We start from the raw sequence: 14,015 nt of genomic DNA on the forward strand, positions 1-14,015 counted from the left end.
TTTTGCCGGCAAAAAAATTAATGATCGGCAAAGACCTGGATTATGCTGCGCAACTGCTGACTGCTGAGGAAATCGTCGCCATCCCCACGGAAACCGTGTACGGGCTGGCGGGTAATGCGCTGAGTACAAAGGCGGTGACCAAGATTTTTGCGGTGAAGAACCGACCGGCCTTTGACCCGCTCATTATTCATACCAACGCAGTCAGCAGGCTCGCAGCCTGGACGGAGTCGCTGCCCGATCCACTCCGGGAACTGGCCGACCGTTTTATGCCCGGCCCCCTGACCCTGTTGGTGCCCAAGCTTCCCGTTATTCCGGACCTGGTCACGGCGGGTTCTCCGCGGGTGGCCGTGCGTATTCCCAGGCACCCGTTGAGCCTGGCTTTACTGGAGCGCCTTTCCTTTCCGCTGGCCGCGCCCAGCGCTAATCCCTTCGGCTATATCAGTCCGACTACCGCCCAGCATGTAGAGCAACAGCTCGGGGAAAAGATCAATTATATCCTGGACGGCGGCCCCTGCACCGTTGGTCTCGAAAGTACAATAGTGGGTATGGAACAAGATCAGATCACCGTTTTCCGTAAAGGCGGTCTGGCCGTGGAAACAATTGAGGCCGTGGTCGGACCGGTACGGGTCAAAGAGCATTCCAGCTCCAATCCCCAGGCACCCGGCATGTTGAAAAGTCATTATGCCCCGCGGGTTCCCCTGCGACTGGGCGTACTTGGTGAACTGCAAAACGGTCAATCCAAAGAGCGACTGGGTATTCTCGCTTTCCGTGCCGGTTTGCCGGGCGTACCGGCCGAACAACAGATCATTCTCTCCCAGGCGGGCGATCTGCAGGAAGCCGCCCAGGGGCTCTTTGCCGCCATGCGTCGGCTCGATCAGATGGATATCGATCTTATCCTGGCCGAACCCTTTCCGGAAACCGGCCTCGGACGAGCCATCAATGACCGGCTGCGACGGGCCAGTGCGGAAGAATAGGGCCACCAGGGTTACATTTCCCGGGCTGATCACTGCCGACCGATACTTTTGCGGGGTTCAGTTGTTCTAAAAAAGCGGCCTATTCGTAGAAAAGGATCCGGCGTATTCGTCATTTATCCGGAATATTAGGCTCAATCTATACCGTCATTATGATCAAAAATTTCTTCATCGGTCTTTCTGCCTACGGCCGGGCATTGCAGTTGATCCGTTCGCTGGGACTCTGGTCTTATTTCCTGATCCCGGCCTTGATCAGTATCGTGCTGGCCGGCATTATCTTTACGGTCGCCTGGAACCTGGGCGATGATCTGGGCCGCTGGCTGATCGACTGGTATCCGTGGGAAGCCGGAGCCGCAACCGTCGCCAAAGCCGGTACGGTGATCGGTAGCATTATCATCATCATCCTGGGACTGATCCTGTATAAAAACCTGGTGATGGCGTTTGCCTCTCCTTTCATGAGCCAGATGAGTGAAAGGATTGAACGCCGCTTATCGCCCCACTACGAAGCCGCTTCTTTTTCCTCCGCCCGGATGGTCCGGGAGATCATGCGCGGCCTGAGGATCGCACTTCGAAACATTTCCAGAGAAATTTTCTTTACCGTATTGCTGATCCTCATCGGGCTGATCCCCTTTTTCAGTCCTTTTGTGGCCCTGGCCATTTTTCTGGTCCAGTCCTATTACGCCGGCTTCGGCAGTATGGATTACACGCTGGAACGACACTATTCGGTACGGGAAAGTATTGATTTCGGGCGACGCTATCGGGGACTGGCGCTGGGTATCGGAGCCGTTTTCATCCTGTTATTGATGACGGGAATCGGTTTTCTGTTCGCTTTGCCGTTGAGTACGGCAGCGGCTACCCCGGAAGTGATCAAACGTCTGGATCGCGAGATCGTCTAACGGACAAAACCCGGTCTGAATGCAGTATTGCCCTATCCGGCAAATTTGTACCCAACTCCACGAATGGACAGAAAAAACTGCGGATTTTTCGGATCTTCTTCGAAATATTTACGGAAAGATAAGATGAAATTATCGATGGTCCGGGTGGAAGGATAGACATCGTACCCCCATACCGACTGCAGGATCTGCTGCCGGGAGACCACTTCGTTGCGCCGGTCGATCAGTAATTTGAGCAGCATTGCCTCCTTCTTCGTCAGGGAAAAGGTTTTACCTTTGGCTTCCGCTTCGTAGGTGACGAAGTTGATGCGATTATCACCGAATTCGTACACTTCCGGGGTGTTCTCGGGCGCTTTGCTCGTACGGCGGATCAAATTACTGACCCGCAATAGCAGTTCCTCCAGATTGAAGGGTTTGGTGATGTAATCGTCGGCACCGCGTTTCAAGCCGGCGATCCGATCGGTGGCCGCATCTTTGGCAGTGAGGAAGATAACGGGCATTTCCATGTTGGTCAGCCGGATCTGTTCGCAGATCTGAAATCCGTCCACCTCCGGCAGCATAACGTCCAGTACGGCCAGATCGAAATGCTGTTCGTGGAAAAATTTGATAGCATCCTTACCATTATCGGTGGCAACTACTTCGTAATCCTCCAACTCCAGATTGAGTTTTAGGGATTCCCGCAGGCTTTCTTCATCTTCTACCAAAAGTATTCGAACCATAATCCTATTTTATGTTGCTATTTTGGGTAAAGTAATACTGAATACCGTACCCTTCGGTTTATTATCGGACACCTGAATGCGACCGCCGTGGACCTTGATGATCTCCTTTACAATAAACAACCCCAAACCGGTCCCTTTGGTTGTACGGGTATCTTCACTGCCCACCCGGTAAAATTTATCAAATATCCGGCCTTTCTCCTGATCACTGATCCCGATACCGTTGTCCGCCACTTCAATGCGGATATCGTCCTGGTGCTCGCTCACCGTCATCCGGATCTGCTGATCGCCTTTGGAGTATTTCACCGCATTCTCCAATAAATTGATAAAAACGGAAGTAAGCCCCATCTTATCCGCATGGATACTCAGGTCCCGGGGGGTGCATTGGTACTGAAAATCTACCGCCGGATATTTTTCGTCCAGCTTTTGTACCATGTCTTCCAGCAATTCATCCAGGTTGAAATGATCCGCGTGGATCTGATAGGCTGTCTCCAGCTTGGCGGATAAAAGGAGGTCGTTGACCAGAATATTCAAACGATCCGCTTCCCGCAGGCCGCTGTTGGTCAGTTTTTCCAGTTGCTCCGGGGCCAGTTTGTCCCGGCGTTTGCGGAAAGTTTCCAGGATCAGTTTGATCGACGCAATGGGCGACTTTAGTTCGTGGGTAATGGACAGAAGGAAATTGCGGCTCTGCCGGGTGGCGTACACCTCTTTATTGTATCCCCGGTTGATCAGCCATACACCAACCACCAGACTGATCACGAAGAAGAGCCCTTCTCCGGCAACCATCCACTGCTGGCGGGTATACTGCTGCTCGAGGATGTTGTATTCCCGGGATTGGTAAAAGTCCATTTCGGTGCGGATCTTGCCTTCGGCGATCATTCCGATCTTCAGAAATGCACTTTTGGCCTGAAAAGCATCGTCCAGGGTCTTCCATAGCAATACCGACCACCAGGTGAACGCCATCAACATATAGGCGATCACGATGTAGGAAAGCACTCTGAGACGGATGTTGGTCATTTTTTGGAAGTTGATAAATTGGGACGATCCTGCATTTCCCTCTTTCCCGGGGGCATTTTTCCCGCCGGCTTTCAGGCTTCGGCATTACCTTTATCTACCCGGGCCTTTAAGCGTGCGGCGATCATTCCCACCAGACACAGCAATGATAAAAACAGCGCGATCCGGGCGATCAGGTCTCCCCATCTAACGTAAAAGGTAATGCTGTCGTTTAGACTGATGGTATCTTTTAATGCCACCGCTTCGTCATATTTTGCGGAACTTACCCGGTCGCCGCGCTCATTGATGAAAGCAGACCGCCCAACATTGGCCGCCCGGGCGATACTCCTCCGGGTCTCGATGGAGCGGAGCGAAGCGAAGTACAGGTGCTGACGGTGGCCCGGTGTGTTATCCCACCACCCGTCATTGGTCATGATGAAGGCCGCCTGGGCACCCTGTCGAACGTATCCGGCAAAGTATTCCCCGTAAATGGATTCGTAACAGATCACCGGTGCGATCCGCCCTTTGTTACTGATCATTGGCGTCCGTTCCGGCTGGCTACCGAACCCGGCAGTTGTACCGCCGAGCTGGTCTACTACCGGCTTCATAAAAAAGAAAAGCCAGGGAAAGGGAAAGATCTCCGCGCCCGGTACCAGTTTAGACTTTTTATAGAATTGCGTTTCTTCGGTCCCGATGGTGAATTGAGCCGCCGCATTGTAGATCTCCAGGTAGTAAGTCTGGCCGTTGCGATCCTGCTCTTCCCGCGTTGCCCGGGTATGCGGTTCGTCGGCTCCGAGAATGTGCAGCGCCTGTAATCCGGAGATCAGCACCAAACCCGGATAATCCTGCAGTCCGGTACGCAACTGGGCTACCGCCGGATAACGGTTGAGCTCATCCTTTCGGGCATACCCGAATACCGTTTCGGGCAGGACAACGTAATCCGTTTGCTCATCGATCTGAGTTTTGATCATCGCAATGATCTCCTCGATCTGATCGCGCTCGCTTTTTCCGTCGAATTTTTCGTAATGGGGTTCATAGTTGGTCTGGATCACTACTACCTCCCGGTCCGCGGAAGTTTCGGGATAACTGTAGTAAAGCGCCAATGAAATAGCGATGGGCAGTACCACCAAGGCGGCCACCTGCCCCCATTTTACCATTGCAACAGCTTCTCCTTTTTGCCGCAACTGCCAGATGCGGAACAGCAATACATTCATCAGCAGTATCCATAGAGACCCTCCGAAAGCACCGGTATATTCGTACCACTGCACCGTCGGGTACATCTGGGCGAAGGCATTGCCTAGGCTCAGCCACGGCCAGGAAAGGTCCCAATGCATATGCAGATATTCAAACGTCAGCCAGTAAGCGATGAAGGCCACCAGGCCGAAGCGGGGCAGCGTGCGTTTCGTCTGCTGAAATAACCAGATGGGGATCCACATCAGCAGTGCATTCACCGCGATGGCGAACAATCCAGCCGCCAGTGCAGTATTGGTTACCCAGAAGGTAGCAATGGAATTCCAGATGAAGAAGATGTGATAAGCGTAGGGGAAGAGTTTCACTTTTTCGCCGGCAGCGCGGGCTTTATCCACTGCATCTTCGAGGATCAGAAGGGGAACGAAAGCGATGAACAGCAGCCAGGGAAAGGGGATGAATCCCGGAAATCCCAGCCCCAGGATCAGGCCGCTGAGTGTGGCCAGCCCAACCCGTTGCCAGTGAAATATGCGTCCTTTTCGTTCCCGGTTCCAGGCAATGAACAGGACGATCCCCGCCCAGCCGAAGAGGTACATGAATAAGGGCCGGTAGCCCCAGAGCCGGTGTTCGACGGTAAGACTAAACAGTTTGAAAGCGATCCCCAGCGCAATGGCCAGCAAAATGAGGGAAAGCGGTAAGGTCCATTTCTTTATTAAACGAGCTATTGGCATGTTCGAAGGAAAGGTTGAATGGCAAAGCTATCCATTGTCCGGCAGAAAACTCAACAATTTTACCTGCTTTTAGCTTTCCGGGTTCGGATTAACACAAAATTTGTATTTATAATTCTTAATTAAGATTTCCGGACCGGACCGGACCGGATAGCCGTCTGAGCTTCAGGCTGAAGCACTCACAGCTGGCTTTCCCAGCAAGCTGTAACCCAATAAAGACCGTACGATACTAACGATCCGGGCGGCTGATCCGTAAATAATCAGATCCTCTACAAATAGAGGAAATACATTAAACGTTTTTAATGGTGTAATGCTAAAACATTACACAAATCATTAACTTCCCCCAAAATTCCAACTTCACTATGTCCAAAAAAGTAAAAACTATCTTACTGGGAATAATCGGTCTCTTATTAGTCATCCAGTTATTCCAAATCGATAAAACTAACCCACCCGTTCGCACCGAAGAAGATTTCATTCAGATCAAACAACCACCGACCAATGTAGAGAACACCCTGCGTACCGCCTGCTATGATTGCCATTCCCACGAAACGGCCTATCCCTGGTACACCAGTGTAGCGCCCATCAGTTGGTGGATCCGGCACCATATCAACGAAGGCCGGGAGCATCTGAATTTTTCTACCTGGGCGCAATACGATGCCGAAAGGCAGGCCCACAAACTCGAAGAATGCGAAGAAGAGACCCGCGAGGGAGAAATGCCGCTGGACTCCTATACCTGGGTGCACCGTGAGGCACAACTCAGCGATACCCAGCGGCAGCAACTTGCGGACTGGTTTGCATCCCTGCGTTAGTGAACAATACCGCCCGACCCAAAGCCCCAATACCGGATACCACGTATCGAATACCGTAATACTATGTTTGAAAAATTAATACCCTACGACGTCGCCCACATCATTTTGGGAGATTACACCATTTATCACCGCGAGTACAAACGGATCACCAAACGGGCGAAGATCCGGTTTGAGCGGAGAGACTGGAAGGGCATCCAGGCCGATTCCAACGAACGGATCACGCTCTACCGCGATATGGTGGGCAGTACCACGGAAAAGGTACTGGAATTTCTGGGCGAGAACCGGCACCATCGTGACACCTGGCATATGGTCAAGCAGATGTTCACGGAGGAGATCTTCAATTTTAACTCCCGAAATATCGCTGAGACCTATTACAACTCCGTCTTCCGGCACAGCCACAAAGGCCTCAGCGTGGACGAGGAACTGATGTACGTACAGGCCACCGGCACCTACCGGGAATTCAAATCCCGGGTACCCATTTACCACACGCTTTATCTCCTAGAGCCGTTCCACCATACCATCCGGCAGTTGTTTGCCTGTTACACTTTCGATGCGCCCTACGAAGATCTGGAAAGAGATATCTTCTACATCTCCGATACGCTGGAAAAGAAACTGAAGTCGCTCAACTACCACGGGAATAACTCGCGGATCGAGCTGCTGAAGGCGCTCTTTTTCCGCAATAAGGCCGCCTATATTGTGGGGCGGCTCATGCTGGAAGAGCACTCCTGGCCATTCGTTATTCCACTGTTACACAAAGAGAAAGGCATATTTGCGGATACGGTACTGCTGGAGATCAACGATGTAAGCTCCATTTTCGGTTACAACCGTTCCTATTTCCTGACCGATACGGATATCGCCAGCGAAATGGTGGACTTTCTGCGCACCATCCTGCCAACCAAAAGCATGGGCGAGCTCTACAACTCGATCGGATTTGAAAAGCACGGCAAAACCGTAATGTTCCGGGATTTTTTGCGCCACCTGTATATGACGGAGGATAAGTTCATCAGTGCGCCGGGTATCAAAGGTCTGGTGATGATCGTGTTTACCCTTCCCTCCTACCCCTTCGTTTTTAAGGTGATCAAGGACCGCTTCCCGGCTCCGAAAAAAGTAACCGAAAAAGAGGTCAAGGAAAAATACCAGCTCGTTTCCACGCACGATCGGGTAGGACGCATGGCGGATAGTCACATGTTCGAGAATTTCGTCTTCGAACGGGACCGGTTCTCCGAGGAACTGATCGAGGAACTGCTGGAAGATGCCCCCTCCAAGATCCTGCTAACCGATGAGACCATCCAGATCACGCATCTCTACGTGGAGAAACGCATGGTGCCGCTGAACCTCTACCTGGAAACGGCAACGATCGAAGAGGCCGAGGAAGTGATCAACGAGTATGGAAAAGCGATCAAACAAATGGCGGCGGTCAATATCTTCCCCGGCGATATGCTGCTGAAGAACTTTGGGGTAACCCGACTCCGCCGGGTGGTCTTTTACGATTACGATGAGATCGGATTCCTTACGGACTACAACTTCCGGATCATTCCGCCCGCCCGCGATATCGAGCAGGAAATGTCCGGGGAGCCCTGGTATTCGGTCGGCCCAATGGATGTTTTTCCAGAGGAATTTCCCCGCTTCCTGATCGGCCGCAAGGAGATCCGCGATATCTTCCAACGGCTGCACGGCAACCTCTTTACCGCCAAATACTGGATCGATGTGCAGGAACGCCTGAAACGTGACGAACTGGTTGATGTGTATCCTTATCGTCAGCGGCTTCGGTTTTCGAAGGTTTATAATCTTTGACGGTCGATGGTTGACGGTCGACGGTCGACGGTGGATGGTTGAGGGTCGACGGTGGATGGTGGACGGTTGACGGTGGACGGTGGTAAAAATTAACGGTAGGAGGTATTTTTTCTGGCCTTGATGAGATTTTTGAGAGAGGCCCGGATCTTTTCAGCTTTCTCTTCCAGCTGGTGTAACTCCTTTTCATCTAAGTACCCGACTCTGTAAGCAATAAGCAGCTGCGTAATGGTCTCGGCGACAGAGCCTTTAGCGATATTGAAGAATCGAATAGACTCTTTATTTGTGCCTCTTTCATCACCTTCCGCAATATTTGACGGGATGGAAACGGCAGATCTTTGGAGTTGATCGCGGAGTCCGTAGTCCCGGGCAAAAGCATCAGTTCTACAAATTTGGTAAATATCCACGACCAGTTCCATAGCGTCCTGCCAGACGCGGAGATCTTTAAAATTCCCCATATTTATCAGAGATTACGCGTTAAAATCAGTTTTCAATTTAGGCAATCCTTCATTCCCTGTCAACCCTCAACCACCAACCCACCGTTTACCACCGTCAACCGTCGACCATCAAACACCGTCCCCCGTCAACCCTCGACCGTCGACCGTCGACCATCAACCGTCAACCGTCCCCCGTAAATCCCCATTCTTAATATTCCATTAATCTTCACTTTACAATTAGATTGGACCTTTGCGCTGTCACAATAGAACACATGGCACGCTTTATCCAATTGATCAGTCCAATCCTCCACTACCCTGCATCCGGCCGGCTGAATTTCGGTCGTTCCTCCGGATTTATCCTCACCAGCCTGGCCGCCTGGATCCTCGTAGTCTTCTCACTTTACTGCTGTCTCCGCAGCGGAAGCGCTTTACTCCTCGGCGTAGCTACCGTGCAGATTGCGTTTAGTTTACTCATCATGTTGGAATTTTTTCTTAGCAGAATAAATGCAGGCCCACTGGAAAGCCGGCGACGGGAAATGACCGCTTATTGCATCGGTGGGGTGATCCTGCTGCTGTTGTGCATTTACCAGTTTAGCGAGGCTTACCTGAGCCTGCGCGTACTCCGCAATATTCATAGTTCGGCCGTGACGCTGGCCGTTTTGAGCTCCATCAGCGGAAATTTACTGTTGGTCCGCTTGTTGTGGCGTTCCGGTCTGATCCGCAGCCGGATCCGGGCCTTCTGTCAGCCCCTGTTGGGCATCCTGTTGCTTAATTTTTTCAGTCTCCTGACCACCTTTATCATCCAGTTAACCCACTACGTTCAGCTCGACGCCGGGCTGGGTATGATCTCCAGTATCGTCCTGTTTGTCATTGCTGCGGGAATGATGATCGACGCCTACTGGCATTTAGCGGATATAGAAATGAATGGATTGAAAAACAATGAATTAGAAGCAGGATAAAATTTTGCCAGCCTCAATAAAATCAAAAGTACATAGGGAATTTCTAATGTAAAACCGACTTAGTGTCCGCTTTACAATTAGTTAACACAGTCTTAATCCACAATTTATATGCCAGCGCGACTTTTGCCCTGGTTTTGAAAACTATCTAACTACGAATAATTATGAATCTAAGATTCTACACGCTTTTCGCCTTTATAATGGTGTTCAGCTCCGGCCTGATGGCTCAGACGCGCACCATTAACGATGCTGATCTCATTGGAGGTCAGACCTACAACTGGTCTGCAGATACAACCTACCTGCTGGACGGTTACGTGTTCCTCGAAGCAGACGGTGTACTGAACATCGAAGCTGGCACAGTTATTAAGGGGAAAGCTGAAACTTCTACCGGAGATGCATCCTCTGCTCTGATCATCACGGTAGGCGCTCAGATCTTTGCTGAAGGTACAGCCGACAACCCAATCATTTTCACCGCAGAAGACGACGATATTGCCGATGGAACCGACCTGCTTTCATCGGATCGCGGTTTCTGGGGTGGTTTAATTCTCCTCGGAGATGCAATTATTGCCCGTCCCGGTGGCACGGACAACATTGAAGGTATCCCGGCGGACCAGGAAAGAGCCCGTTACGGTGGTACCGATAACGCGGATAACTCCGGTGTGCTCCGCTACATTTCCATCCGTCACGGTGGTGATATTCTCGACAACGGTAGTGAGATCAACGGTCTGACCCTGGGTGGTGTAGGCAACGGCACTACGATCGAATATGTAGAAGTATACGCTAACGATGACGACGGTATTGAATTCTTTGGCGGAACGGTAGATGTGAAACACGCTGTAGTTGCCTTCTGTAAAGACGACAGCTTTGACTATGACTACGGATGGCGCGGTCGCGGCCAGTTCTGGTTCAGCATCCACGATACGGATCTGGCCGGACGTGGAGCCGAAATGGACGGTGCCAGCCCCGACGGTCAGGCTCCTTTTGCCAAACCGACAATTTACAACGCCACTTATGTTGGTTCCGGTGTATCAGCCACTCCGGGCGAAGAAGGTAACGATATCGGCTTCCTGTTTCGCGACAACGCCGGTGGTTTTTACTACAACAGTATCATTACCGAATATCCGAACCTGGCGCTCGCCATTGAGAACCGCCTGGATACGGAAGAAGATGCTTACAACAACTTTACCAGAGACAGCCTGGCGCTGATCAACAATATCTGGTGGGACTTCGGAGCCGGTAGCACCTTTGAGACCATCGCCACGCTGGTGGACAACGGTGAAGTGCCCCTGGACGACGACATGGAACTGATCGCTACCCTGACTGCCGACGGCAACACCATCGTCAATCCAACCCTGGCCGGTGTAAGCCGTCAGCCGGACGGTGGACTTGACCCACGGCTGAACGCTGAAAGCCCGGCCCTGACCGGCAGTGTAGCCCCGACTGATCCTTATTTCGATCAGGTATCTTATCGCGGTGCATTCGGCAACCAGAGCAACTGGCTGCTGGGATGGACGGCCCTGGATGCTTACGGCTATCTGGGTGATCTGGTAGTAGCACCTTCCGGTGCGGAGATCGTGATCAATGACGGCGACCTGATGGGTAATCAGGTGTATAACTGGACTTCCAACAACACCTACATCCTGGATGGCTATGTATTCCTGGAAGCTGGTGGTGTACTGAATATAGAGGCCGGCACCGTGATCAAAGGTAAAGCCGAAACCACTACCGGTGATGCTTCCTCCGCCCTGATCATTACGGTGGGTGCACAGATCTACGCTATGGGTACGGCCGACAACCCAATCATTTTCACTGCAGAAGATGACGACCTGGAAGACAGCACAGACCTGCTGGCGTCCGATCGCGGATTCTGGGGTGGTCTGATCCTCCTGGGTGATGCGGTGATTGCCCGCCCGGGTGGTACCGATAACATCGAAGGTATCCCGGCCGATCAGGAAAGAGCCCGTTACGGTGGTACGGATAATGCCGACAACTCCGGTATCCTTCGCCATATTTCCATCCGCCACGGTGGTGATATTCTCGACAACGGTAGTGAGATCAACGGTCTGACCCTCGGTGGTGTCGGAAACGGTACGCTGATCGAATACGTAGAAGTTTTTGCTAACGACGATGATGGTATTGAATTCTTCGGTGGTACGGTAGACGTTAAGTACGCGACGGTAGCTTTCTGTAAGGACGACGGCTTTGACTACGATTACGGATGGCGCGGACGCGGCCAGTACTGGTTCAGCATTCACGATTCCGATCTCGCCGGTCGCGGTGGAGAAATGGACGGAGCCAGCCCCGACGGTCAGTCTCCCTACGCCAAACCGACTATCTATAATGCTACTTACATCGGATCCGGTATTAATTCCACTCCGGGTGAAGAAGGTAACGATATCGGATTGCTGTTCCGGGATAATGCCGGTGGTTTGCACTACAACAGTATCATTACCGATTTCCCTAATCTCGCACTCGCAATTGAAGACCGCACGGATACCGAACAGGACGCCTACAACAACCTGACTCAGGACAGCCTCGCGCTGATCAATAACATCTGGTGGGCCTTCGGTGCCGGCAATACGCTGGAAGATGTTGCTACGCTGGTAGATAACGGCGAAATTCCTCTGGATGACGATAAAGACCTCTTTTCTATCCTGACCAACAGCGGTAACACGCTCGAAAATCCATTCCTGGCCGGTATCAGTCGTCTGACGGACGGTGGACTGGATCCGCGCCCGAACGGTGGCAGCCCCGCTCTGAGCGGTGGTTCTATCCCGCAAGACCCATTCTTCGACCAGATTACTTTCCGCGGTGCTTTCAACAATCAGAACAACTGGCTGACCGGCTGGACGGCTCTGGATGAATACGGATACCTGGGTGACCTGGTGATCGAACAAACTACTGACTGCAGCAACCCTATCGTGATCAAAGACAGCGATCTGGTAGGCGGTCAGACTTACAACTGGACTTCCGACAACTGCTACCTGCTCGACGGATACGTATTCCTGGAAGCTGGTGGTGTACTGAATATCGAACCCGGCACCGTGATCAAAGGTAAAGCCGAAACCACTACCGGTGACGCTTCCTCCGCCCTGATCATTACGGTAGGCGCTCAGATCTACGCCGAAGGTGCTCCCGACAACCCGATCATCTTCACCGCTGAGGATGATGACCTGGATGACGATACCGACCTGTTCGCTTCTGACCGTGGATTCTGGGGTGGTCTGATCCTTCTGGGTGATGCCGTTATTGCCCGCCCGGGTGGTACGGACAACATCGAAGGGATCCCCGCTGATCAGGAAAGAGCCCGCTACGGTGGAACCGACAACGAAGACAATTCCGGTGTGCTGCGCTACATTTCTATCCGCCACGGTGGCGATATCCTCGACAACGGTAGTGAGATCAACGGTCTTACGCTCGGTGGTGTCGGGAGCGGTACCATCATCGAATACGTGGAAGTATTCGCCAACGATGATGACGGTATTGAATTCTTCGGGGGTACGGTAGACGTAAAACACGCCATTGTAGCTTTCTGTAAGGACGACGGCTTTGACTACGATTACGGATGGCGCGGACGCGGCCAGTTCTGGTTCAGTATCCACGATACGGATCTGGCCGGTCGCAGTGCCGAAATGGACGGTGCCAGCCCCGACGGTCAGGCTCCTTACGCCAAACCGACCATTTCCAATGCAACTTACATCGGATCGGGAGTAAGCGCTACCCCCGGCGAAGAAGGTAACGATATCGGTCTGTTGTTCCGTGACAATGCGGGTGGTTTCTACTACAACAGCATTTTCACCGACTACCCGAACCTGGGACTGGCCATCGAAGATCGCCTCGACACGGAAGAAGACGCTTACAACAATTTCGCCCAGGATAGCTTGGCGCTGATCAACAACATCTGGTGGAATTTCGGTGCCGGTACCGAACTGGCTGACTTCGTAACACTCGTAGACAACGGTGAAGTGCCTCTGGATGATGATAAGGACCTGGTAGCAACCCTGGTAGCCGACGGCAACCAAAGCGTCGATCCCCTCTTGGGTGGTATCAGCCGCGATACCGATATGGGACTTGATCCCCGTCCGGCTGACGGCCCCGCTATCGGAAACGCCATCTCTCTGGATGATCCTTTCTTCACTCCGGTGAATTATCACGGTGCTTTTGATCCGGCTGCAGCGCTTTGGGCGAACAATTGGACCGCTATTTATGCTTATGGTTATATCGGTGATATTCTGAGCAGCACCGAAGACCGCGTTAAGATCGAAGAAGGTCTGACTTTCGAAGCTCCGGTACCGAACCCGGCTTCTTTCGAAACCAGCCTGAAATTCTCTCTGGATCAATCAGATAACATCAACCTGTACATTGTAGACCTGAACGGAAGACTGATCCGCACTGAACTGGCTAATCATTACTTCGGAACGGGTGAACACCAGTATACATTCGACGTATCGAACCTGGCCATGGGTACTTACTTCGTGATCATGCAAAACAGCAACACGGTACTGACCCACAAGATGATCGTTACTCGATAAA

The 14,015-nt window shown here is 52.0% G+C and carries 10 protein-coding genes; 6 read left to right on the plus strand and 4 right to left on the minus strand.

Annotated elements, in window-relative coordinates; all coding sequences use genetic code 11:
- Positions 1–20: 20 nt before the first annotated feature.
- Positions 21–974: an L-threonylcarbamoyladenylate synthase gene (locus tag CRP01_RS05455; protein ID WP_099149164.1), complete on the plus strand. Its 954-nt coding sequence runs from the start codon at positions 21–23 to the stop codon at positions 972–974.
- 149 nt (positions 975–1,123) lie between these two features.
- Complete coding sequence (locus tag CRP01_RS05460; protein ID WP_099149000.1) at positions 1,124–1,867, plus strand: EI24 domain-containing protein; 744 nt, start codon at positions 1,124–1,126, stop codon at positions 1,865–1,867.
- A gap of 32 nt (positions 1,868–1,899) precedes the next feature.
- Here CRP01_RS05460 and CRP01_RS05465 read toward each other — a convergent pair whose 3' ends face one another.
- From CRP01_RS05465 to lnt, 3 genes are all read right to left on the minus strand, one after another.
- Positions 1,900–2,583 carry a response regulator transcription factor gene (locus CRP01_RS05465; protein WP_099149001.1) on the minus strand — a complete coding sequence of 228 codons (684 nt, stop codon included), beginning with the start codon at positions 2,581–2,583 and terminating at the stop codon, positions 1,900–1,902.
- A 9-nt stretch (positions 2,584–2,592) separates the two neighbouring features.
- Entirely contained in the window at positions 2,593–3,597 is a 1,005-nt protein-coding gene (locus tag CRP01_RS05470) for a sensor histidine kinase (protein ID WP_099149002.1), read from the minus strand.
- Positions 3,598–3,668: 71 nt separating this feature from the next.
- On the minus strand, positions 3,669–5,492 hold the full coding sequence (gene lnt, locus CRP01_RS05475; RefSeq protein ID WP_099149003.1) for an apolipoprotein N-acyltransferase: 1,824 nt from the start codon (positions 5,490–5,492) through the stop codon (positions 3,669–3,671).
- A gap of 359 nt (positions 5,493–5,851) precedes the next feature.
- Between lnt and CRP01_RS05480 the strand changes: the two genes are divergently transcribed.
- Together CRP01_RS05480 and aceK are read left to right on the plus strand one after the other, a co-directional pair.
- Complete coding sequence (locus CRP01_RS05480; RefSeq protein ID WP_099149004.1) at positions 5,852–6,298, plus strand: heme-binding domain-containing protein; 447 nt, start codon at positions 5,852–5,854, stop codon at positions 6,296–6,298.
- Between the two features lie 63 nt (positions 6,299–6,361).
- Positions 6,362–8,092, plus strand: a complete 1,731-nt coding sequence (aceK, locus tag CRP01_RS05485; protein WP_099149005.1) for a bifunctional isocitrate dehydrogenase kinase/phosphatase — start codon at positions 6,362–6,364, stop codon at positions 8,090–8,092.
- A gap of 89 nt (positions 8,093–8,181) precedes the next feature.
- Here aceK and CRP01_RS05490 read toward each other — a convergent pair whose 3' ends face one another.
- Positions 8,182–8,547 carry a four helix bundle protein gene (locus CRP01_RS05490; protein WP_099149006.1) on the minus strand — a complete coding sequence of 122 codons (366 nt, stop codon included), beginning with the start codon at positions 8,545–8,547 and terminating at the stop codon, positions 8,182–8,184.
- Between the two features lie 251 nt (positions 8,548–8,798).
- Here CRP01_RS05490 and CRP01_RS05495 point away from each other — a divergent pair, with 251 nt between their 5' ends.
- The gene (locus tag CRP01_RS05495) at positions 8,799–9,485 is read left to right on the plus strand and encodes a hypothetical protein (protein WP_099149007.1); all 687 of its coding nucleotides are present in this window, start codon (positions 8,799–8,801) and stop codon (positions 9,483–9,485) included.
- 161 nt (positions 9,486–9,646) lie between these two features.
- Complete coding sequence (locus tag CRP01_RS05500; protein WP_233752633.1) at positions 9,647–14,014, plus strand: T9SS type A sorting domain-containing protein; 4,368 nt, start codon at positions 9,647–9,649, stop codon at positions 14,012–14,014.
- Position 14,015 lies beyond the last annotated feature (1 nt).

It is taken from the genome of Flavilitoribacter nigricans DSM 23189 = NBRC 102662 (genome assembly GCF_002646595.1).
GTDB classification, from domain to species: domain Bacteria; phylum Bacteroidota; class Bacteroidia; order Chitinophagales; family Saprospiraceae; genus Flavilitoribacter; species Flavilitoribacter nigricans.

Bases quoted from the DNA above. Each gene is read 5' to 3' on its own strand.
- CRP01_RS05455 (WP_099149164.1), top strand. From the start codon at position 21: ATGATCGGCAAAGACCTGGATTATGCTGCGCAACTGCTGACTGCTGAG.
- CRP01_RS05460 (WP_099149000.1), top strand. From the start codon at position 1,124: ATGATCAAAAATTTCTTCATCGGTCTTTCTGCCTACGGCCGGGCATTG.
- CRP01_RS05465 (WP_099149001.1), bottom strand. From the start codon at position 2,583: ATGGTTCGAATACTTTTGGTAGAAGATGAAGAAAGCCTGCGGGAATCC.
- CRP01_RS05470 (WP_099149002.1), bottom strand. From the start codon at position 3,597: ATGACCAACATCCGTCTCAGAGTGCTTTCCTACATCGTGATCGCCTAT.
- lnt (WP_099149003.1), bottom strand. From the start codon at position 5,492: ATGCCAATAGCTCGTTTAATAAAGAAATGGACCTTACCGCTTTCCCTC.
- CRP01_RS05480 (WP_099149004.1), top strand. From the start codon at position 5,852: ATGTCCAAAAAAGTAAAAACTATCTTACTGGGAATAATCGGTCTCTTA.
- aceK (WP_099149005.1), top strand. From the start codon at position 6,362: ATGTTTGAAAAATTAATACCCTACGACGTCGCCCACATCATTTTGGGA.
- CRP01_RS05490 (WP_099149006.1), bottom strand. From the start codon at position 8,547: ATGGGGAATTTTAAAGATCTCCGCGTCTGGCAGGACGCTATGGAACTG.
- CRP01_RS05495 (WP_099149007.1), top strand. From the start codon at position 8,799: ATGGCACGCTTTATCCAATTGATCAGTCCAATCCTCCACTACCCTGCA.
- CRP01_RS05500 (WP_233752633.1), top strand. From the start codon at position 9,647: ATGAATCTAAGATTCTACACGCTTTTCGCCTTTATAATGGTGTTCAGC.